Here is a 19,810-nt window from a genome sequence, read left to right on the forward strand (position 1 = left end):
TATGGCTTGCCCTATCACGAGCAACAATTAGGACTTGAAGGACCAATAAAATAATGTTTCAAGAAATGATTGCGGATTTTCAACAGAATTTCTGGTTATATATTTCGATCCCATTTATTAGTGGCTTTATTGGCTATGTAACTAAAGTTATTGCCATTCAAATGATGTTTGCACCACTTGAATTTAAGGGACTAAGGTTATTTGGTCTTCCAATCGGATGGCAAGGCATCGTCCCGCGAAAAGCTGAAAAAATGGCGACCATAGCCGTTGAGTTAATGACCTCGAAGTTAATTCAACCCCAAGAAATTTTTGCCAGACTGGATCCGAAAAGGATTGCTCAAGAAATTGAAAAACCATTAATGGCTGCTGCCGAAGACATTACTCGTGAAGTTGCACAACAATATCAACCGGGTTTATGGGAAGGTATGCCTGAGTTCGCACGAAAGAAATTAATTAAGCGAGTTCAAGCCAAAGCCCCTGAGATTGTTGAACATATCATGGGTGAAGTGCAAAAAGATGTGATCAAATACTTTGACATCAAGCACATGGTGATTAGCAATCTCCTCAAAGATAAGCGTCTTCTCAACGAAATTTTCAAAAAAGTCGGCAAACAAGAATTCAAATTCTTTAGTAATGTCGGCTTTATTTTTGGTTTCGCCATTGGTGTAGTGCAAATGTTGTGTTGGGTGGTCACTCAAGGAAAATATCCTTGGATGCTGCCAATGTTCGGAGGCTTTGTCGGCTTTTTCAGTGACTGGATGGCTTTACAAATGATGTTTAGACCATTGTACCCAAAGAAGATTTTGGGCTACACATGGCAAGGTTTGTTCATCAAACGTCAAAATGAAGTCGCGGCAGACTATGCAGCGCTCATTTCTAAACAATTACTCACATCCCGTAATATGATGGAAGAGCTTTTTTCTGGAACCAATTCAGATAAAGTGATCGAACTCGTCAGTCGCCATGTGAAACAAGAAATTGATCTACAAGCAGGTATTGTTCGTCCATTGGTTGTTTATGCGATTGGTGGTGAAAAATATCAGAATTTAAAAGCTGAAGTTGCGGAACGCATTTTACAACAGCTTCCTGAAACAATGCGTTATGTAGAGTCTTATGCTGAAGATGCGATGAATGTCCGCAATACTTTGGTCGAAAGAATGCAGCAGTTAAGCCCTGAAGAATTTGAAGGTATGCTCCGCCCTGCATTTAAAGAAGATGAATGGTCATTAATTATTGTTGGTGCTGTATTAGGTTTCCTTGTAGGGGAAATGCAGATCCACTTTATGCTTTAAAAAATATGATTAGAAAAGGAAGCTAAGGCTTCCTTTTTTATGCTTCTTAATGTGAGTGCTTTTCTATTCTAATCACTTCAATGTCAGTGGGTTTATAGCGGTGGGTATCCACCTCGCCCACTAGCCGAACATGATCACCCACTTTCAAACCTGCTTTACGCCAAATATCATCATCAACTTCAATGCCAATCGTACCACTCTGATCTTTAAATTCGTAATGATCACTTCGCAAATGTTTCGTAATTTGGCCTGTCAAAGTAACACCCGTTTCATCAGCCAGTTGAGCAATCTGATTCACCGTTACCACATTTTTTGCTGCTTCTTGCACAAGCACATGATCATCTTTACCTGCCCAAGTTGATGTTGATAAGCCAATTAAAATTGCTATTCCACAAGGCATCAAGATTTGTTTCATTGAATACTTCCTCCAGCTTTTCTCTTTATTATTATCTAAAAAGAGATAAGCCCTTGTTTCAGCTTCTGTTTGTAATTAAGCATTAACTTTATGTGTATAAAAACCGATCCCCACTCACTAACGTGGGGATTGTTTTAAATGGCTCATTATTTCTCAATCACATGATCTAAACTCAAACGACCTGCACCATGCAACATTAAATAAAATAAACCACCAGACATAGCTAAGTTTTTCATAAAGTTGATTTGTTGCATTTGATCATCTGCGCCATGGAAAATGAATGCGGTAATAATGCTAAAAATACCTAAACCAAATGCAGCTAAACGGGCTTGAAAACCAAATAACAGCGCAAGTCCACCACCAAACTCAACCAAGATAGTTACTGGTAACAATGCGGCAGGCACACCCATCGATTCCATATAACCTGCTGTAGCGCCATAAGCACTGAGCTTGCCCCATCCTGCAATAATAAAAATATAGGCCATGAGGATCCGAGCAACAAGCGTAACGATATTCTCTACACCTGACTGCGTTACGATATTTTTTACGATAACATTTGGATTAAACATAATTGATTCCACACTGATTGTTTTTTACTATAGAAACAGTTTATGTGTGTTTTATTTTGCAATAAACATTATATTAGTTAATGCATCGTTCTATATTTGCAACAAAAACCATTATTCCAGATCAAAATTAATCATGTCGCTACTCAATGAATGTTACCAATTAAATTGGTTTTTATACTGACATTCTATAGTTGCACTGCTAGGATTTAGCTCAAATTCATACTGTTAACAGCTTCATGGAACTTATTGATTTTATTCTGCACGTTGATGAACACCTTTTAGAATTTATTACCAATTATGGCGTATGGATTTATGCCATTTTATTTTTAATTATCTTCGTTGAAACGGGTCTCGTAGTGATGCCTTTTTTACCCGGAGATAGCTTATTATTTGCTGCGGGTGCGCTAGCAGCATCAACTGGTGCGATGGATCCGTGGGTACTCGGTATTTTATTATTTATTGCCGCAGTATTAGGTGATACCGTAAATTACCATATTGGGCGTTATATCGGCCCGCGTGTATTCGAAATGAATTCACGATTTATCAATCAACAACATTTACTCAAAACACAGCAGTTCTTCCAACGTCATGGCGGTAAAACTATTATTTTTGCCCGCTTTGTTCCGTTTGCACGTACCTTTGCACCATTTGTCGCAGGTGCAGGCAGTATGAATTATAAATTTTTCCTCACCTATAACGTAATTGGTGCTTTTTGTTGGATCGCATCATTTATTACGTTAGGTTATATCTTTGGTAATATGCCAATCGTTAAAGATAACTTCACCTATTTAATTTTTGGCATTATTATCATCAGTATCTTGCCGGGCGTTATCGGTTTTGTTCGGCAAAAGCTAAATGAGCGTAAAACTCAATAAATTAAAATAATCGAAAAATCATAGGCAACATACAGATCAGTAATAACATTGCCGACCCTTTATATAAATGGTCGGCTGTAATTCCATTAAAACTCCCAACCAAAAGTGCTCGTCCGAAGTACATCCAAAAAATACTTACAGGGATTAAAATCACACTAAAAATCGCAAAAACTAGCACTGCATTTTCAATCGAATTCCATGTTTCAACAGGAAAAATACCTGCCGCTAAAAGCACTGTTTTTGGATTTTTTAAGGTCGCGCTAAATAATTTTGTCTTACGTATCTTCTGATGGCGTTGATCATATTTTTGCAAATGCGCACTTTTCCAAAGATGAAATGCCATCCAAAGTACCAATGCTAAACTCACCGTATGTAAAATCACATCTAAAGCTGGCCAAATCGGCTCAAAGAGATGAATAAATAATGCCCACAAACTTATGCCATATACATATCCCAACCATTCAATTGGAATGAAGATTATCGTCTTAAAAGCCCCTTGTTGATGAGTTGCACTGGCGAGCAATGCATTGGTTGGACCGGGTATTAATAACACCGCCAACATCGCCAAAACAAAAAACCAACTCTCAATCATAGACAGACCAGATGACAAAATATGCTCGCCACCTTAAACGAATTTGAAGCAAAAAAACAAATTTAGGGGAGAAAATTAGGCTATAAAAATTAAAGAAATGAATATAAATATTAATAAGATATTGTTTTATATATTTTTATCTTGAAACATTTTGCTAAAATTTAGTTATTTATCACTGTAATAAATTACAGTGATAAATGAATTTCAACTTATGATTTTGAACGTGGCTTGACCACAATTGCACAACCTTTGAACTGTGCAGCTTGCACAATTGCATCCTGCTGACCTAATAAGTTAGCGAGCTCTGTGTTCTTGGTATTCATCGACTGTCCCATATTTAATGAGATTGTTGGCGAAATTCCCCAACCACCGCCTCTTGCCCAACCACCACCAAGTCCAACACCGACACCAACTCCAGTCCGCTTAGGTGTCTGCACACCATTATCGATGTACTGTTGAATACGATTATATTCAGCTTGCAACTGTTGGCAGTTTAAAGCTTGGTACTGAGTTGGTGAAACATAAGACGGCTTAACCGTTGATGCGCAAGCACCTAATAACATACTGAGTGCTAACACAGGCATCCAATATAAGCGTTTCATAAGATTCTCTTATTTTTTTGATTCAATCTCACCAAATAAAGTGACGTAAGCTAAGGTCAACTTATGTTCTGATGCCAAGTGAATCAAGGGTAAATTCTTTTGATGTGATTCTTTCATCAACACGGATGGCGGTAACATGCTTTCTAAAACAGGCAAACCTTCATCTTTTAATTGCTGAACCACTTCACGCGGTAACTTTGCTTGAGATTGGAATTGATTGACGACAATTCCTTCAATCTCCAAGCGATCATTATGATCATCTTGGGTTTCGAGTACATTTTCAATCAAAGTTTGTAACGCGCGTTTCGAGAAGACATCACAATCGAAAGGAATCAATACTCGGTCTGCTGAAATTAATGCTGATAACGTAAAAAAGTTAAACGCTGGAGGAGTATCAATAAAAATACGGTCATAACGCGCACTCAGGGACTGAATCGAGTCGCGTAACTTATAAATTTTGTGCTTACTTTCTAATGCATGCTCCAAAGCACCAAGACTTGGGCTTGCAGGAATCACATCTAAGTTTTCAAAAGATGAGCGATGAACGTAACTTTCTAAACCCTTACCACGTGGTGCTTTCAAAATTGAACCAATTGCATTACCAATCAGGCCCTTTTGCTGCGTGCTTCCCAAAATATCTTCAAAGAAATTTTCAATGTTTGGCTCTAATGCTGCTTTGTCAGCAGAATATGTTGCATCTTCACCTAAAAGGTACTGGCTTGAATTTGCTTGTGGATCAAGATCAATCACCAAAGTTCTTAAACCTTGCTTAGCACTAATTGCAGCTAAGTTGACTGTAATACTTGATTTCCCTACACCACCTTTTTGGTTAAATACCACACGAGTTAACATGATTTCCCTCTACAAGATTTTTGTAAACTGCACGCAGTTTAACCTAGTGCAAAAACAATTACTAAAACAATGTCAAACAATTACGCAAAAACAGGTTTAATGATGACTAAGCCAATAATACCAACCAATGCCACTGTACCAACCAACAAACCTGCACGGCGCTGCTGTAACAACACGCTGTTATCTTTTTTATAAATTTTGATTAAAGATGACCAAAGTACAAAAAAGAGAATCACTTTGGCATAAAACCAAGGCGCGACCTCAAAGTTTTTCATCACCACTAAAATAGCACCTGTCACAATAATCAGCGTCAGTGATAAATGTTGTAAGCCAACGAGTGCTTTAAATCCCTTTGGATTTGGCTGCTGATCCTGAACACCAACAAATAAAGTTGCTGCACGAAAAACAAAAGCAATAATTAGCAAACTCACAGCGGACATATGAATAATTTTGGTGAGTAAATGTGCGTCCATGATCCATCCTTAACTTTTAGGTGCGTGTGCACATTCAGGACTGGCTGGCGCTTGACCTTGCCATTCACTAGGAACGTAAGCATGAATTGCTAAAGCATGAATTTTACCAGGACTCATCAGTTCAGCAGCCACAGCATAGATTTTTTGATGACGCTGTACTAAACGTAAACCCTGAAACTCCTCACTCACCACAATCACTTTAAAATGCGATTCTTTTCCTGGGAAATAGCCTCCATGTCCAGCCGACTCATTCAATACCTCCAAATGGGTCGGTGTTAAGGTTTGCAAACGCTCAATCAACTGTTGCTCTAATTTCATCAGCCACTCTATAAAGTCAGATTGTGATAGCGCCTTAGTATACATGACCCTAGATGAAGAGAAAATTTTGTACAAAATTTTGCCTTTTAACTTTTTTAATCGCAGAAATGCTTTAATTTTATGCAATTAATTAATTTATTTGCATAAAGTTGTTGACCCTTGTTTTGCTTAATGTATTATAAGCGGCACGCGGGAATAGCTCAGTTGGTAGAGCATAACCTTGCCAAGGTTGGGGTCGCGAGTTCGAGTCTCGTTTCCCGCTCCAGTTTGGTTTTTTAAGTGTAAGTTTTAGTAAAAACTGCTCAATATGCGGGAATAGCTCAGTTGGTAGAGCATAACCTTGCCAAGGTTGGGGTCGCGAGTTCGAGTCTCGTTTCCCGCTCCAAATTTAAAAAGCCCTAATCGAAAGATTAGGGCTTTTTTCTTGCTGAGATTTCTTTAATACATCATCTTGTCAATAAAAAAGGCGCCTCATTGAGATAGAGACACCCGTGTTTTAGTTCGGTCAATCTATCTGACTAAGCGACTGACTTTTCATCTAATCGGCGCATTCTCGGTTTATATAGCACACGATAAGTCACGCTTAAAATTAAAATCCATAACGGACTAATGTATAAGGCTTTCAAGGTATCGGGTTCAAGCGCCAAAATCACTAAAGTAAACATCAAGAACGCAATCACGACATAAGACATGAACACCCCACCCGGCATTTTGAATGTTGATTGGGCATGTAATTCAGGACGTAACTTACGGTAGCGGATATAACACACCATAATCAGACTCCAGACGCTGATAAATAGAATCACGCATAAAGAGCTTGCTAAGGTAAATGCTTCAATCGTGTTTGGCACGAAGTATTGTAGTACCGCGCCTCCCATGATGAATACACAAGAGAAGATTAAACCATTGGCTGGAACAGCGCTCTTTGATAACCGACCAAAAGCATTAGGCGCCTGACCATCTTTCGATAAACCAAATAACATCCGACTTGTTGAGAACACACCACTATTCATGGATGACATCACCGAAGATAACACAACAAGATTCATGATAATCGCAGAAGTCACAATCCCTGCATTTAAGAATAATTCAACAAAAGGACTTTTATCCGCACGAATATGATCCCAAGGCGTCACAGACATCACCACGAGTAAAGCCAAGACATAGAACAAAATAATACGAATCGGAATCGCATTAATCGCCTTGGGTAAGTTCTTGTGAGGATCTTTGGTTTCAGCGGCTGTTGTTCCGATTAACTCCACACCAACAAAAGCAAAAACTGCGATTTGGAATCCTGCTAAGAAGCCATCTAAACCTTTGGGGAACATCCCACCATGCGACCAAATATTACTAAATGAAGCAACGGTGCCATGTGGCGCAACAAAGTGGCTGAAAATCATATAACCGCCAACAGCGATTAATCCCATAATTGCCAAAATTTTGATTAAAGCAAACCAAAATTCGACTTCACCAAACAATTTGACCGTAAGCAAATTCAACGCTAAGACAAATAAGACACAGCCAGCACTAATCATCGCTTGGCCAATTGGTGTAAAGGTTGTGCCGTCAGGCAACCAAAAGCCAAGATAATTAATCACAGCCGCTAAGTCAGCGATACCGACCAAAACCCAACCTAGCCAATAAGTCCAACCCAAGTAATAACCTGCCCATGGACCAATTAGATCATGTGCCATATCTACAAAAGATTTGTACTGTAAGTTTGCAAGTAATAACTCTCCTAATGCACGCATCAGGAAAAAGAACATCCCACCAATGATCATATAAATGAACAGAATAGATGGGCCTGCAAGGGAGATCGTTTTACCTGAACCCATAAAGAGTCCTGTACCAATCGCACCACCGATCGCAATCAATTGCAAATGGCGATTGGAAAGTTTCCGTTGTAAGTCTTGAGGCGCTTGTTCGTCCTCTGACTGATTTTGAATCACCGTCATAATAAAAGTTCCTTTTTACTATTTCCTAAAATAAATCCGCCGATAATTTATGAGCTTAGCCAGCTGTCTTTTTAAATAACGGATCTATTTTGATTACTCGAAAATACGTATCTGAACCCATTTTGGCGATTACAAATACGTGAATTTTCTTGTTTTTAAGCCTATTTAAACAAAAATAAAGCTGATCGCTTTATTTTTGTGCTGCAATAACTGCAATTTCAATCAGCCATTTTGGATTGACCAAATCGGCTTGAATGGTGGCACGCGATGGTGCAACACTGTCTTTTAACCAATCCACATAAATCGCATTAACCTTTGGAAAATCAGCAAGGTCTTTGAGAAAAAGTTGAACCGAAAGTAAACGCGATTTATCACTATTTGCTAAAGCAAGTAACTGTTCGATCGTTGCAAGAATATCTCTCGTTTGCCCCTCAATATCTAAATCGGGGTTTTTAGGGACTTGTCCTGATAAATACACCACTTGATTAAAGATGGTGACAGCACTCATCACTTCGGTGCTATTGATTTTCTGGATATCTAAATCTGACATGATGACTTCCTTAGTCTTGAGTGATAAATGGAACTCGTGCAGTTACACCACACATGAGTTCATAGCCAACTGTGCCTGAGGCTGCTGCAACATCATCAATGGATAGAATTTGTCCTGTTTTGGAGGTTCCCCAAAGTACAACTTCACTGCCAATCTCAGCATTCGGTACTGGCGTTAAATAAACTGCCAACATATCCATACTGACTCGTCCAATAGTTCGAGTACGAATTCCATTGACTAAAACAGGGGTGCCTGTAGGAGAAATACGCTGATAACCATCTGCATAACCACATGCCACAATACCAATGGTCATCGCATGCGCAGCGACAAAATTCGAGCCATAGCCCACACTTTCATTGGCATTTAACTGTTGGATTGCAATCAGTTCACTTCGCAAACTCATGGTCGGGGCAAGCCCCCAATCTTGAATACTATGCTGAGGGTAATCGGGAGAGCTTCCATACAGCATGATGCCACCACGGACATAATCGGAGTGTAGTTGAGATGAATATCTGAGGATGGCGGCACTATTGCTCACCGATCTTTCCCCAGGTAAATCTTGAATGGTGCTTTCAAATTCTGTGAGTTGATAGTCCACGCCAGCTTGATCAAAACGCTCCCCATCTGCATCAGAGAAATGCGTCATATGGGTGATTTTAGCAACATGATTAAGGCGTTGCAGATGCTGCCAGACTTTGCGGTATTGTTGTGGCTTGAAACCTAATCGGTTCATACCACTGTTCATTTTTAAGAAAATATCAAACTGTGCGGGGTAAATGTGCTGCTGCACCCACTCAACTTGTTGCTCATTGTGAATGGTAAAACTGAGTTGATACTGGACACAATCAAATAAATCTTGAGGAGCGAAAATCCCTTCGAGCAATAGAATAGGCCCTGTCCAACCGAGTGCACGTAGTCGTTTTGCTTCTTCAACATCCAGTAAAGCAAAACCATCTGCTGTTTTAAATGATTCATAAACACGTTCAATACCATGTCCGTAAGCATTGGCTTTGACTACAGCAAACACCTTACTATCTGGAACACTAGCTCTCACAATCTCGAGGTTTTGACGCAAAGCCTGAGTATGGATGACCGCAGTAATTGGGCGAGGCATAATAAACTTCCTTGTACGCTGTAATTATGCTGCGTGTGAATAGCGCTGAATGGACAAACCATCCGTACTAATGTCTGGGCGATGATTCATCACCAGATCACTAATTAATTTTCCTGAACCACATGCCATCGTCCAACCTAAAGTGCCATGTCCAGTATTCAAGAATAAATTCTTATACTGAGTCGCACCGATAATCGGGGTACTATCAGGTGTCATTGGACGTAAGCCCGTCCAGAACGAAGCTTGCTGTAAATCACCGCCAGGGAATAAATCTTGAGTCACCATTTCTAAAGTGGCACGACGGTCTTCATTCAAGCCCAGATTAAAACCACTCAATTCCGCCATACCACCAACACGAATACGTTGATCAAAACGTGTAATCGCAACTTTGTAAGTTTCATCTAAAACGGTGGATTGTGGTGCAAGTGCAGTATCAACAATTGGAATTGTTAATGAATAGCCCTTCACTGGATATACAGGCAAATTGAGCGCCAATGGTTTGAGGAAGTCACGAGAATAACTACCAAAAGCAAGAACAAAACGGTCGGCTGTTAAAACTGCTCCATTGACCATGACGCCTTTGATTTCATCACCTTCAACAATTAAGTTTTCAACATTCTGATCAAACTTAAACTCCACACCCAAATCTTGTGCCAGTTTTGCCAAGGCATTGGTGAATAAATAACAATCACCTGTCTCATCATTTGGCAAATGTAAACCACCCACTAACTTATCGGTATGCGCTAAAGCAGGCTCTACGCGTGCTAACTCTTGTGCATTAAGTAAATCGAAATCCACACCACATTCTTTGAGCACTTGAATATCACGTTGCACCGCCTCTAGCTGAGCGTCATTACGGAATACTTGCAACGTACCTCTAGAACGATTTTCGTAATTAATGCCGGTTTTTGTTCTTAGATCACGCAGACAGTCACGGCTATATTCCGCAACACGCATCATGCGCTCTTTGTTCACTGCATAGCTTTGTGGATTACAGTTTTTCAGCATTTGAGCCATCCACTGTAACTGCCACATACTGCCGTCAATATTAATGGCTAGTGGTGCATGATGTTGAAACATCCATTTAACTGCTTTAAAAGGAATTCCTGGCGCTGCCCACGGTGTCGAATATCCTGGGGAAATTTGCCCTGCATTACCAAAGCTGGTTTCCTTGGCAGGACCCGATTGACGATCAAGCACAGTCACTTGAGCACCTTGCTGTGCAAGGTAATAAGCACTTGCTACACCAATAACACCACTTCCTAAGACGATGACGCGCATAACAATCCCTCACGCACACTAGTTTATTTAACTAGTATATTTTTGCATCAATAGTTTTTTTCACTATTTTTAGGCTTATAATCTAGGTAATTTCATGTTTTCGTCGTGAAAAAATTAAAATAAAAGGGAATAATCTATGCGTAAATTAGACCGTATTGATCGCCTGATTTTAGATATTCTGCAACGTGAAGGTCGGATTGCAATTAGTGAGCTGGCTTTACGTGTCAATTTGTCCACCACCCCGTGTTCAGAACGTGTTAAACGCTTAGAGCGCGAAGGGATCATCATGGGCTATTACGCACGGCTCAATCCTGCCCATGTTGACCGCAGTCTTTTGGTCTTTTTAGAAATTAAACTTTCAGCCAAATCTGGTGATGTTTTTGATCAAGTTGCACGTGACCTTGTTGATATTCCCGAAGTTTTGGAATGTCATTTGATCTCAGGAGAGTTTGATTATTTAGTCAAAGCAAGACTAAAAGAAATGAGTGCCTATCGACGATTATTAGGTGATTTACTAAAAAAGCTGCCTGCTTCGGCATCTTCACATAGCTATGTCGTGATGGAAGAAGTCAAAGAAAGTCTTTATTTGGATGTGAGTAAATAAGATTAAATTGCGTCCTAGCAACGATTAAAAATGTTTCAGCCTGCAGATGCAGGCTGAATAGGTATGATTATTCGTCTTCATCATCGTAGATATAGCTCATACAACCCCAACCGTCATATTCACCATCAAACTCTTGTGCAATACGTGTCATCCACTCTTCTAAGTCTGCAATATCATCGTATTCAAGCATCATATTAATATGGATATTCAACACCCACATATCTGAGCCATCTGAGTGTAACTCTTCTTGATAAAGTGAGATCTTTTGTTCTTGGTGCAACAGATGGAGTGCACATTTTTCAACTTGCTCTTGTTTTTCAAACACAATCGAAAATTCAACTTCATGTGGTTCAGTGAGATCATTGCCATCTTCAACCATCTGCCACAAGACATTACCATTATCATTGTCTGGAAATTGTTCATAGTCGCGTGTCATATCAATATCCTTTGTTATGTTTTGATATCATTATTGGCTATAGATTAACCTATTTTTATGTCAGTTTTTAGACGCAACAATTATATTATCATCAAAAAAGGATAGAAATTTTTAACTACTCGTATCCATCACATCCAATTGAATTGACAGCACCACCTGATCAATACAGCGAATACCCTGCTCATAAATCGGTTCAGGATAGGATTTAAATGCATCTCGTTGAATATGCGACATACGAAAACCACATTTTTGATAAAGCGCTAGTTGATTAAGGCTAGAATTTCCAGTTTTAACCCAGACCTTGCTCCCAAAAGTTTTTTTCACATATTCAATTGCTTGACTGATTAATAATTTGGCTAAACCCAAACCTTGATGATCTTGTCTGACACTTAAATTTTTAATTTCAAACTCATCGTGATTACACTGCAATAAACAAAGTTCTGCAATCATATCCTGCTGCCGATTGAACATGATAAATAAGCTGACATCTGGCAGATAGTTAAGAACCTGTTGCCAATCTGGGTCAGCGTTAAGTAATAATTCTTTTAATTGTTTTTGGTTTAAATCTGATAGCTCAGACCATTGCAATATGTCTATGCTAGAAAAGATCATCAAGATACGACTCCTTATTTTTTTCGCAAAAGCACATAACTAAATTTTTGCTGATTTCCTGCTGGTGTCATATGAAGTGCTTTGCCTTGATGAATCACGTCAAATTCAATTGATCCAAAAAAACAATGAGCTGCTGCGGACTATAGCGCTGTAGATCTAAGCCACTACATTTTAATGCGCTATCTTCTGCAAAAGTGGAGATTGCTAGATAAGCACCTGATTTCAACGCATGTAACATCTATGCTAAATATTGCTGTCTATCCTGATCCGTAATTAAGAAATGGAAAACTGCACGATCATGCCATAAGCCAAACTGCGCTGCGCTAAAGTTAACATCTAATACATTTGCTACAAGCCAATTTACTTGATCTGCATTTACGCCTAGACGTTGCTGACTTCGCTGGAGAGCAGCCTCAGCTAAATCTAAAACGGTGATGTGTGCAAATCCTTGTATCAGCAAATGGTCAACCAACACAGAAGCCCCACCACCCACATCAATGATCTGTGCATTGGCATTTAGATGTGCAGATTCAATTAATTGCAACGAAGTTTCTGCTTGAGCCTAAAACCAACTGAGTTCAGTGGGTTGTTTAGCGGTGTAAATATTTTCCAATGTCTTACTAATTCTTGATTCATTCAAAGGCTCAAAACATTATATGATTTTATAATCTATTATAGATCTTCAAATTTGACTAGCCATACTATGCTTTTCTTTGAGAATGTTGGTGTGAGCATACTTTAAAAAGGAACTACCGACTCAAGCTCGATTGCAGATTGTTTTAATGGATGTTGGAAAGCAAGATAGGTGGCATGCAATGCCATACGTTTAAAATGGAATTTGGCAGGTTCAGGATGATAAAGTTTATCGCCCATAATGGGATGTCCGATATGCATCATATGTACACGAAGCTGATGTGAGCGTCCTGTCACTGGTTCTAAACGCACTCTGCTTTGATCTGTTGTCACATCATACTCAATCGATTGGAATAGCGTTTTGGCAGGCTTTCCCAATTCAAAATGCACCATCTGACGAGGACGATTTTCCCAATCTGTTATCAAGGGCACTTCCACACTGCCGTCTTGCTGAATCTGTCCTTGCACAAGTGCCACATAATATTTTTTAACCGTTCGTGCTTGGAACATTTTGCTAACCGCAACTTCAGCATCTCTATGCTTCGCGAACATCAACAATCCTGATGTTGCCATATCTAAACGATGTGTCACTTTAGCAGAAGGATATTGTGCTAAAACGCGCAAATACGCACTATCTTGATGTTCAGGCAAACGCCCCATGACCGACAATAGCCCTGCTGGCTTATTAATCACCACTAAATCTTCATCCTCATAGATCATCTCAAGAGGATCTTGTGGCGGTAGATAAATAAAGTTGTCATTTAGGGGCATGAGCAGTAAAGGTTCTAAATAAAGCGTGGCAATTATAGCGACTTCTCAGCCAAAAACGAATTTTGAGATGAAATCCTGAACAGAGAACTTGTTTTATTGAAATGCTATTGAAGATGTCTAGAGTTAATGCCGTTGTCTGTTTTGATTATTATTGTTGCGACATTAACTCGTATATTTTTATGATGCTGTTTTTATGGCTTTATTTAAACTGTCTTTATACAGCTGCTCTAAAGTTGCAATGTCTCGATTTAAAAAAGTAATCAAATATTCTTTCGCACGACTCAACGTTAAATGATTAAAAGAAATTGTGTCTTTGCTCTTACGTGTCACCAATCCGAATAAATCTTTTTTAGGAATAAACACAGGAATATCGCTTTCTAATTTAAATTCAAGCTGCTGTGTTTGTGAAAAGGCATCTATTGTGATGCGTAAGGTTTGTTCAGTGTAATCATCTCGTACAATAAAACTGGTACTTGCACCATCTAGCTGTAACTGACGAACCAATTGCTGACGCCATCCCATCTCATCGAAACGAGAAACGATCGTTTCTAAATCAAAAGCACCCAAATGATCAGCTTCATTTCGATTAGTTTGATGCGGATAACGTATTTTAAGATCGAATTCTTTCATTATTTTTATGACCTCTTCCAATATGATCAATTTTCTAGTTTCAATTATATCATTTTGTTTTTTATTATAAAAACAGGAGTTTATATTCAAAAAATAAATATTCTAAGACATATTTCACACTTATATTTAAATTCATTGATCGGGTTTTTATTATTTATATCTGATTGGTCATATTCTGTTTATATTAAATTTTTTAGGGTATCAAGGGAAAACATGTTGTTTACTTCAACACCTATGACTTTGTAAGCCATAACCTTTGCCTATAGACTTTTGATCTATAGCGTCCTAAGCCGAATCGAGACCTTTTGGGTTTGTACACACTTGCTTTATAAGCATCGGTGCATGCTACTCTTTTCGATCCCTTTCACACCCTTGAGACATAGTTTAGGCAGATCAGTGCGGGATTGTTTTCCTAAAAACTGGTATTTTTCGCCACTAATGAAATAATTTCGCATATCTCATCCCACAATGAGAATTATTTTCCATTTCAATAAAAAATAGCTCATTTAAATTTCAATATATTCCAATTTAGATGTGTATTTTTTCATTTAAAACCTAAATTTATGCCCAGATGACCATAATGGCTGCCACAATTACCAGCCATAATCCTAAATGATCCGTCTTTGCTAACTTTTCTTTAAAGAAAAATGCAGAGATCAGTAAACTAAATAGAATTTCGACCTGACCCAGTGTTTTCACAATCGCCACAGTTTGCATACTCATGGCACTGAACCACCCCACAGATGCTAAAAAACTGCAAACACTCACACGAAAAGTCAGACCAAGACGTTGCCACATGTTATACAGCGTACTGCGACTAAAGATTCCCAAATACAGTAATAATGCGATGCACTGAAAACTAATCAAACTGCACAACACCCATCCTGCACGATGCAAAAATGGCAACATGCTCAGCTCTAAACTGGCTTCACGTACCAGAAGTGAAGTAATGGCGAAACATAAACCACTGCCTAAACCAATGATTAAAGTATTGAAGGAAAGTTGCGTACTATGTCGACCTTTACTCAATAAAAAAACTGCGATTGCCCCAATCAATACACCAACCCAGCCCCAAGTAGTCAACCGTTCCTGTAGAAAAACCACTGCAATCAAGGCTGCCAAAATCGCTTCACTTTTAGCCAACCCGATACCAATCGCATAATTCTTTTGTTGAAATAGTTTCACCATCAACGCTGTCGCAAAAATTTGGCTGATTCCTGCAATCACTACATAAAGCCAGAATGTATTGGAAAAATGGACTTGAGCAGTGACAGGTTGATGCAGATAAAGGAATGCTAAATAACTAAACGCAAAAATCGGAGAAAAGATAAATCGGGCCAATGTCGTACCATAAGCATCGACTGTGGTACTGAGCTGTTTTTGAAATGCGTTGCGCCACGCCTGCATAAATGCAGCCATGATCGTGAATAGAATCCAAGTAAAAGCCATAAACGCCAACGCACTATCAAAATGTGTGTGTAATTTACTCGTTTCATTGTGATTTTTCGAGCATCGCTTTGGAAAAATAGATTCTTTTCAACTTGAAAAAGTGCTTTCTACTTAAATCATCAAGCACTCATAAATACGGTATTGGCTTTCAACATCGATGGGGCAAAATCCACCATACGACGTAAAGTTCGGGTGAAATGTGCTTGATCTGAAAAGCCTGATTCAACCGCTATCTCAATCAAAGTTTTGCCCTGCATCCACAGCTTGATGGCATAGCGGATACGCAACCACAAGATATATTGCCGCATGGAAAGTCCGAGTTGCTGACTAAACAGATGCATCAAACGTGACTCTGATAGCCCAACCTGTAGCGCAACATCTGCGATAGTTGGAATTTGATGAGGCACACAGCATTTAATGTATTCACAAGCGAGTTGAATTCGTTGATCCCATGGTAAAGCCAATAATGGCTGAGGATTGAGTGCCAATAACACATCCATCAGCAATTGCTTTACTTGTTCTAAGCAGAGTTGAGCGGTCATCAATTGCTGAAACTGTTTTTGATAAGATTTAAGTCGAGCAGCAGGCAAAGAACAAAATGCTTGTCCATTCAATAAAGGATGCAGATAAGCATAAAGCTCATGATCAGGATCAATCAAAATCGCAATATAAGGTTGATTCTGTGAATCGGTACTGTGGCTAATATTAGGTGCCATCACCACAATTTCATAATAGCGGGCAGGTTGATCTTCAACAGCCAACGTAAAAGCAGTGCCCAAACCGATTTGTAATAGTGCTGGAAAATGTGCATGTGCTTTATTCAAATGATCTTGAGTCACATAAACAATCACGCCATCCCATGCATAGACCAAGCTTTTATGCGGTGTGGGCGAGTCTAATTCGGTGTGTGGAGATAGCATATTCGTTCAAGACCATTTCGGGTGGAATGTTCAAAATGAAGACGACTTTAAAAGAAAGGAATAGTCGTATGTCTCACAATACTCAAGAACTGATGAAAAACAATACTGTGCAGATGGAAGCCAGTGAAGTTCGTTATAAAACCCTTGCTGAATTTTATCCTTTTTATCTTTCGCAACATGAAAATGCGACTTGTCGTCGTCTACATTTCGTGGGGACAAGTTGCGTGATTGGTATCGCTGCTGCATCTATTGCAACTGGAAATGCCAAATTACTTTGGGCTTTGCCTGTAGTGGGATATGGCTTTGCGTGGGTAGGTCATTTTTTTTATGAGCATAATAAACCTGCAACCTTTAAGCAGCCATTCTTTAGCCTCGCTTGCGATTTTATTATGTATAAAGATATCTTATTAAAACGTGTGAAGTGGTAATAAATATAGGAAACTTAGGTTATAAAATTAGGGCTAAGTTTCCTGATTGTACTGAATTTAAAAACTCACGATGTTGAATGACTGATCTTTTCTTGTTTTTTTTGGCTCACCCAACGTGCGACCACAATCACGAGAATAATCACAAATACCGTAATCACAACAGGCATCACAAATGCCAAGATCGACAAGACAATCGAGCCAATCAACTCACCTGTTGCCACCACGAAATTACCCAGTCCACCAGTGGTTGCTGTTGAAACGCCACGAGCAGCTACCGTACTCATTTGCACCACACCTGCTGTTCCACCACCCACGATCAGCGCGGCTGCCCACGTCGCAAACTGTGACATTTCTCCACTACTGACCGCCATCGTACTGAGTGTGCCTGCCACTACAGCAGCAGGCGTGGCAATGGTATCCAAGAGATTATCGACCCACGGCACATAATAAGCTGCGATTTCACAGATGGTTGCAAATCCAAGTGCAGCGCATACGGCAGGGATCGCTAACCATTCAAAGCCTTTTGCAGGTTCATACCAGCCCATCAGGGTTGCAATGCTCATCACCAATAAAGGAACAAAGACACGAAAACCACAGGCTGCGCTTAATCCTACGCCAATACAAAGTCCTAAAATTGTTTCCATCTGGGTTTTCCTTATTTTTGTCAGATATCGCTATCTTGTTATTTCATATTTTACAGTAACAAAAAAGCCCTATCGAGTGACAGGGCTTTCATCAAAACAGTGGGTAACTGTTTGGTGTTTGCGGCTTAGGCATTCTTGCTGTTGAATTGATTGCCAAGGCATTTGGTACACGGAGGTAAACGATCAGTACCAATTTCTAAATAGGTGCGATGTCCGCATTGGACACAAAAATAGAAGCCAGTTCCAGGTCTTTCGCCAGCAGTAACCATCTTTGTTCTCCATAGATTTTAGAAATGGTTCATATACTATAGCGTGATAGTTTTGATTATTTATTGACCTTTCTGACAAATGGTGATGGCAAATTTACTAATCCTATAAATTCAATAGCTTCTTATAAGTTGTTGATATTGAGTATCAGAAATTAGTATTGGCAATTGTTGTTGTGTCGCTTTTGAAAGTCGATTTAATGCTTGTAAAGTAATTTGATTAGAACTTTTTGATGTAAGCACCCCAATTAAATGTTTAAAATTATTCGCACAGGATGAAAGGTGTAGTCTAGCTGAAAACTCAGTATTTAATACCAACCTCACAAGATCTTTTAACTCAGGTTCACCAAATTTACTAATCATCTCATCATAATAAGTTTCTGCCATATTTGATGTTCCATATCCGTTACCAATTTTTGCCATAACAACTGTTTTAACATAATTATATCGAACAGAATCTGGAACAGTACCTGTATCTGAAACATAAGAAGACAAAGATTTAGCATGTGCAGGCTCATTATAAAAATTATTTATTCCATGATGAGCTATATATAGATTCTGAATTTTTTCAGAAATTTCCAAAGCTAATGTATCTGATGGCAAATATGGAAGACCATGTACTACTGTTAAAAAGCTCTTAGCTAGCTCTTTCCTTCCCAGCTCACCATTTGCAGCAAAAGTACTATATTTCAATCCGCATTCGTATTTAGCTTCATCTGGTGCAAGAATCCAACATTTTGCAGCTATTAAGTGAATATTCGCTCTAACATTTGCTGCAGTTTTTTCAGTCGTATACATACCAAATAACGTTCTCAATAACGATGATACCAAGTCCAAAGGCAGATACTCAAATCCTGCTTTTATTGGTTCTGCATCAGACGAAGTAAGAGTATTGTTACGAATGCTTGTTAAAACTCTCTTAACCTCAACAGCGGCTGCCTCAGGTTCTTTGGCAATAACCTCATTGATACATGTTTCTAACCATGCTATCAATTGAAAACCAGTTAATTGATTCTGGTTTGGGTGAGCAGCACTTGCCCAATTTCTCATATCACGAATATAGTCTAAATGCTTGAAACCGATATCAGATAAAATACCAGTTACATGACAACCTCGAATTAACTCCCACTCTTCTATTTTTACTAGGTCTGATTCATCTTTTAACTTAGCTCTTCTCGTTGGTTCAGTTACTACGCTGTCATAAAAATATTCTAAATCAAAACGAATAATTTTAACTCTAAGATTAACAACTGTTTCATCCCAAATAAAATTTAAAGCAGCATCAAATAATCCTGCTCCACAGGCAGCAATAAATTTCGATAGATATAATGAGTTCTGTCTTTTTGTAGATTCAATACCATTAATAACATCAGGTAAGTTATTAATTATTTTTCTTCTTTCAGGTAAATCTACTAATACATTTTCTGTAGGAAGTCCTAATTCTGATAGATAAGTATTCAGCGCAGTACTTAATCCATCTACAACACTAATTACACTATTCGTTATTGTTAACTGATTTGTCATAATAT

At 38.9% G+C, this 19,810-nt stretch carries 25 protein-coding genes and 2 tRNA genes; 6 read left to right on the plus strand and 21 right to left on the minus strand.

The window, feature by feature from the left end:
• Positions 1-65 precede the first annotated feature (65 nt).
• Positions 66-1,292, plus strand: a complete 1,227-nt coding sequence (locus AC0JIQ_RS15765; protein ID WP_171062483.1) for a DUF445 domain-containing protein — start codon at positions 66-68, stop codon at positions 1,290-1,292.
• Between the two features lie 46 nt (positions 1,293-1,338).
• Here AC0JIQ_RS15765 and AC0JIQ_RS15770 read toward each other — a convergent pair whose 3' ends face one another.
• Positions 1,339-1,707 (minus strand): NirD/YgiW/YdeI family stress tolerance protein, encoded by a 369-nt coding sequence (locus tag AC0JIQ_RS15770; protein WP_474202180.1) that lies wholly within the window; start codon positions 1,705-1,707, stop codon positions 1,339-1,341.
• A gap of 146 nt (positions 1,708-1,853) precedes the next feature.
• The gene (locus AC0JIQ_RS15775; protein ID WP_004665250.1) at positions 1,854-2,276 is read right to left on the minus strand and encodes a DoxX family protein; all 423 of its coding nucleotides are present in this window, start codon (positions 2,274-2,276) and stop codon (positions 1,854-1,856) included.
• Positions 2,277-2,512: 236 nt separating this feature from the next.
• Here AC0JIQ_RS15775 and AC0JIQ_RS15780 point away from each other — a divergent pair, with 236 nt between their 5' ends.
• Positions 2,513-3,151: a DedA family protein gene (locus tag AC0JIQ_RS15780; protein ID WP_474202181.1), complete on the plus strand. Its 639-nt coding sequence runs from the start codon at positions 2,513-2,515 to the stop codon at positions 3,149-3,151.
• Between the two features lies 1 nt (position 3,152).
• Here the strand turns inward: AC0JIQ_RS15780 and AC0JIQ_RS15785 are convergent, their stop codons facing one another.
• The 5 genes from AC0JIQ_RS15785 to AC0JIQ_RS15805 form a co-directional block, all read right to left on the minus strand.
• Positions 3,153-3,743 carry a threonine transporter RhtB gene (locus tag AC0JIQ_RS15785; RefSeq protein ID WP_042862441.1) on the minus strand — a complete coding sequence of 197 codons (591 nt, stop codon included), beginning with the start codon at positions 3,741-3,743 and terminating at the stop codon, positions 3,153-3,155.
• A 209-nt stretch (positions 3,744-3,952) separates the two neighbouring features.
• Positions 3,953-4,345 (minus strand): hypothetical protein, encoded by a 393-nt coding sequence (locus tag AC0JIQ_RS15790; protein WP_004665256.1) that lies wholly within the window; start codon positions 4,343-4,345, stop codon positions 3,953-3,955.
• Positions 4,346-4,354: 9 nt separating this feature from the next.
• Positions 4,355-5,197, minus strand: coding sequence for a ParA family protein (locus AC0JIQ_RS15795; protein WP_004665257.1), 843 nt, complete (start codon positions 5,195-5,197; stop codon positions 4,355-4,357).
• Between the two features lie 80 nt (positions 5,198-5,277).
• The gene (locus AC0JIQ_RS15800) at positions 5,278-5,670 is read right to left on the minus strand and encodes a SirB2 family protein (protein WP_005155351.1); all 393 of its coding nucleotides are present in this window, start codon (positions 5,668-5,670) and stop codon (positions 5,278-5,280) included.
• A gap of 9 nt (positions 5,671-5,679) precedes the next feature.
• A complete protein-coding gene (locus AC0JIQ_RS15805) occupies positions 5,680-5,988 on the minus strand; it encodes a BolA family protein (protein ID WP_004665260.1) in 309 nt (102 codons plus the stop codon).
• 189 nt (positions 5,989-6,177) lie between these two features.
• On the opposite strand from AC0JIQ_RS15805, the gene AC0JIQ_RS15810 reads away from it, so the two are divergent.
• Positions 6,178-6,253: transfer RNA gene (locus tag AC0JIQ_RS15810), tRNA-Gly, on the plus strand.
• 44 nt (positions 6,254-6,297) lie between these two features.
• Positions 6,298-6,373 (plus strand) — tRNA-Gly (locus tag AC0JIQ_RS15815).
• A 133-nt stretch (positions 6,374-6,506) separates the two neighbouring features.
• On the opposite strand, the gene AC0JIQ_RS15820 is transcribed toward AC0JIQ_RS15815, so the two are convergent.
• The 4 genes from AC0JIQ_RS15820 to AC0JIQ_RS15835 all read right to left on the minus strand — a co-directional run bounded on the left by AC0JIQ_RS15820 (position 6,507) and on the right by AC0JIQ_RS15835 (position 10,888).
• A complete protein-coding gene (locus AC0JIQ_RS15820; RefSeq protein ID WP_046739275.1) occupies positions 6,507-7,943 on the minus strand; it encodes an amino acid permease in 1,437 nt (478 codons plus the stop codon).
• A 190-nt stretch (positions 7,944-8,133) separates the two neighbouring features.
• Positions 8,134-8,493 (minus strand): RidA family protein, encoded by a 360-nt coding sequence (locus AC0JIQ_RS15825; RefSeq protein WP_474202182.1) that lies wholly within the window; start codon positions 8,491-8,493, stop codon positions 8,134-8,136.
• A 10-nt stretch (positions 8,494-8,503) separates the two neighbouring features.
• Positions 8,504-9,607, minus strand: a complete 1,104-nt coding sequence (alr, locus tag AC0JIQ_RS15830) for an alanine racemase (RefSeq protein ID WP_474202183.1) — start codon at positions 9,605-9,607, stop codon at positions 8,504-8,506.
• Positions 9,608-9,631: 24 nt separating this feature from the next.
• Positions 9,632-10,888: a D-amino acid dehydrogenase gene (locus AC0JIQ_RS15835; RefSeq protein WP_474202184.1), complete on the minus strand. Its 1,257-nt coding sequence runs from the start codon at positions 10,886-10,888 to the stop codon at positions 9,632-9,634.
• Positions 10,889-11,024: 136 nt separating this feature from the next.
• Here AC0JIQ_RS15835 and AC0JIQ_RS15840 point away from each other — a divergent pair, with 136 nt between their 5' ends.
• A complete protein-coding gene (locus AC0JIQ_RS15840; RefSeq protein WP_005218880.1) occupies positions 11,025-11,492 on the plus strand; it encodes an Lrp/AsnC ligand binding domain-containing protein in 468 nt (155 codons plus the stop codon).
• 67 nt (positions 11,493-11,559) lie between these two features.
• On the opposite strand, the gene AC0JIQ_RS15845 is transcribed toward AC0JIQ_RS15840, so the two are convergent.
• The 7 genes from AC0JIQ_RS15845 to AC0JIQ_RS15875 all read right to left on the minus strand — a co-directional run bounded on the left by AC0JIQ_RS15845 (position 11,560) and on the right by AC0JIQ_RS15875 (position 16,943).
• Entirely contained in the window at positions 11,560-11,928 is a 369-nt protein-coding gene (locus AC0JIQ_RS15845) for a ribonuclease E inhibitor RraB (protein ID WP_004665271.1), read from the minus strand.
• A gap of 111 nt (positions 11,929-12,039) precedes the next feature.
• Positions 12,040-12,540 carry a GNAT family N-acetyltransferase gene (locus AC0JIQ_RS15850; RefSeq protein WP_474202185.1) on the minus strand — a complete coding sequence of 167 codons (501 nt, stop codon included), beginning with the start codon at positions 12,538-12,540 and terminating at the stop codon, positions 12,040-12,042.
• 238 nt (positions 12,541-12,778) lie between these two features.
• Positions 12,779-13,084, minus strand: a complete 306-nt coding sequence (locus AC0JIQ_RS15855; protein WP_474202186.1) for a class I SAM-dependent methyltransferase — start codon at positions 13,082-13,084, stop codon at positions 12,779-12,781.
• A 194-nt stretch (positions 13,085-13,278) separates the two neighbouring features.
• Complete coding sequence (locus AC0JIQ_RS15860; protein ID WP_474202187.1) at positions 13,279-13,944, minus strand: RluA family pseudouridine synthase; 666 nt, start codon at positions 13,942-13,944, stop codon at positions 13,279-13,281.
• A gap of 177 nt (positions 13,945-14,121) precedes the next feature.
• Positions 14,122-14,574, minus strand: a complete 453-nt coding sequence (locus tag AC0JIQ_RS15865) for a hypothetical protein (RefSeq protein WP_474202188.1) — start codon at positions 14,572-14,574, stop codon at positions 14,122-14,124.
• A 561-nt stretch (positions 14,575-15,135) separates the two neighbouring features.
• Positions 15,136-16,023, minus strand: coding sequence for a DMT family transporter (locus tag AC0JIQ_RS15870; protein ID WP_346511629.1), 888 nt, complete (start codon positions 16,021-16,023; stop codon positions 15,136-15,138).
• Positions 16,024-16,142: 119 nt separating this feature from the next.
• Positions 16,143-16,943, minus strand: coding sequence for a helix-turn-helix transcriptional regulator (locus AC0JIQ_RS15875; protein WP_474202189.1), 801 nt, complete (start codon positions 16,941-16,943; stop codon positions 16,143-16,145).
• A gap of 68 nt (positions 16,944-17,011) precedes the next feature.
• On the opposite strand from AC0JIQ_RS15875, the gene AC0JIQ_RS15880 reads away from it, so the two are divergent.
• Positions 17,012-17,371 (plus strand): Mpo1-like protein, encoded by a 360-nt coding sequence (locus AC0JIQ_RS15880; RefSeq protein WP_099949383.1) that lies wholly within the window; start codon positions 17,012-17,014, stop codon positions 17,369-17,371.
• A gap of 65 nt (positions 17,372-17,436) precedes the next feature.
• Here the strand turns inward: AC0JIQ_RS15880 and AC0JIQ_RS15885 are convergent, their stop codons facing one another.
• From AC0JIQ_RS15885 to AC0JIQ_RS15895, 3 genes are all read right to left on the minus strand, one after another.
• A complete protein-coding gene (locus AC0JIQ_RS15885) occupies positions 17,437-18,015 on the minus strand; it encodes a DUF4126 domain-containing protein (RefSeq protein WP_004956784.1) in 579 nt (192 codons plus the stop codon).
• Positions 18,016-18,140: 125 nt separating this feature from the next.
• A complete protein-coding gene (locus AC0JIQ_RS15890) occupies positions 18,141-18,284 on the minus strand; it encodes a zinc ribbon-containing protein (RefSeq protein ID WP_004665293.1) in 144 nt (47 codons plus the stop codon).
• A 111-nt stretch (positions 18,285-18,395) separates the two neighbouring features.
• Complete coding sequence (locus AC0JIQ_RS15895) at positions 18,396-19,805, minus strand: hypothetical protein (protein WP_474202190.1); 1,410 nt, start codon at positions 19,803-19,805, stop codon at positions 18,396-18,398.
• Between the last annotated feature and the right edge of the window lie 5 nt (positions 19,806-19,810).

This window comes from Acinetobacter sp. FB (assembly GCF_056033405.1).

Coding starts and splice junctions, on each gene's coding strand:
- AC0JIQ_RS15895 (WP_474202190.1), bottom strand. CDS start 19,805: ATGACAAATCAGTTAACAATAACGAATAGTGTAATTAGTGTTGTAGAT.
- AC0JIQ_RS15870 (WP_346511629.1), bottom strand. CDS start 16,023: ATGGCTTTTACTTGGATTCTATTCACGATCATGGCTGCATTTATGCAG.
- AC0JIQ_RS15865 (WP_474202188.1), bottom strand. CDS start 14,574: ATGAAAGAATTCGATCTTAAAATACGTTATCCGCATCAAACTAATCGA.
- AC0JIQ_RS15840 (WP_005218880.1), top strand. CDS start 11,025: ATGCGTAAATTAGACCGTATTGATCGCCTGATTTTAGATATTCTGCAA.
- AC0JIQ_RS15880 (WP_099949383.1), top strand. CDS start 17,012: ATGTCTCACAATACTCAAGAACTGATGAAAAACAATACTGTGCAGATG.
- alr (WP_474202183.1), bottom strand. CDS start 9,607: ATGCCTCGCCCAATTACTGCGGTCATCCATACTCAGGCTTTGCGTCAA.
- AC0JIQ_RS15790 (WP_004665256.1), bottom strand. CDS start 4,345: ATGAAACGCTTATATTGGATGCCTGTGTTAGCACTCAGTATGTTATTA.
- AC0JIQ_RS15805 (WP_004665260.1), bottom strand. CDS start 5,988: ATGAAATTAGAGCAACAGTTGATTGAGCGTTTGCAAACCTTAACACCG.
- AC0JIQ_RS15890 (WP_004665293.1), bottom strand. CDS start 18,284: ATGGTTACTGCTGGCGAAAGACCTGGAACTGGCTTCTATTTTTGTGTC.
- AC0JIQ_RS15795 (WP_004665257.1), bottom strand. CDS start 5,197: ATGTTAACTCGTGTGGTATTTAACCAAAAAGGTGGTGTAGGGAAATCA.
- AC0JIQ_RS15770 (WP_474202180.1), bottom strand. CDS start 1,707: ATGAAACAAATCTTGATGCCTTGTGGAATAGCAATTTTAATTGGCTTA.
- AC0JIQ_RS15860 (WP_474202187.1), bottom strand. CDS start 13,944: ATGCCCCTAAATGACAACTTTATTTATCTACCGCCACAAGATCCTCTT.
- AC0JIQ_RS15820 (WP_046739275.1), bottom strand. CDS start 7,943: ATGACGGTGATTCAAAATCAGTCAGAGGACGAACAAGCGCCTCAAGAC.
- AC0JIQ_RS15825 (WP_474202182.1), bottom strand. CDS start 8,493: ATGTCAGATTTAGATATCCAGAAAATCAATAGCACCGAAGTGATGAGT.
- AC0JIQ_RS15885 (WP_004956784.1), bottom strand. CDS start 18,015: ATGGAAACAATTTTAGGACTTTGTATTGGCGTAGGATTAAGCGCAGCC.
- AC0JIQ_RS15850 (WP_474202185.1), bottom strand. CDS start 12,540: ATGATCTTTTCTAGCATAGACATATTGCAATGGTCTGAGCTATCAGAT.
- AC0JIQ_RS15775 (WP_004665250.1), bottom strand. CDS start 2,276: ATGTTTAATCCAAATGTTATCGTAAAAAATATCGTAACGCAGTCAGGT.
- AC0JIQ_RS15765 (WP_171062483.1), top strand. CDS start 66: ATGATTGCGGATTTTCAACAGAATTTCTGGTTATATATTTCGATCCCA.
- AC0JIQ_RS15875 (WP_474202189.1), bottom strand. CDS start 16,943: ATGCTATCTCCACACACCGAATTAGACTCGCCCACACCGCATAAAAGC.
- AC0JIQ_RS15835 (WP_474202184.1), bottom strand. CDS start 10,888: ATGCGCGTCATCGTCTTAGGAAGTGGTGTTATTGGTGTAGCAAGTGCT.
- AC0JIQ_RS15845 (WP_004665271.1), bottom strand. CDS start 11,928: ATGACACGCGACTATGAACAATTTCCAGACAATGATAATGGTAATGTC.
- AC0JIQ_RS15785 (WP_042862441.1), bottom strand. CDS start 3,743: ATGATTGAGAGTTGGTTTTTTGTTTTGGCGATGTTGGCGGTGTTATTA.
- AC0JIQ_RS15780 (WP_474202181.1), top strand. CDS start 2,513: ATGGAACTTATTGATTTTATTCTGCACGTTGATGAACACCTTTTAGAA.
- AC0JIQ_RS15800 (WP_005155351.1), bottom strand. CDS start 5,670: ATGGACGCACATTTACTCACCAAAATTATTCATATGTCCGCTGTGAGT.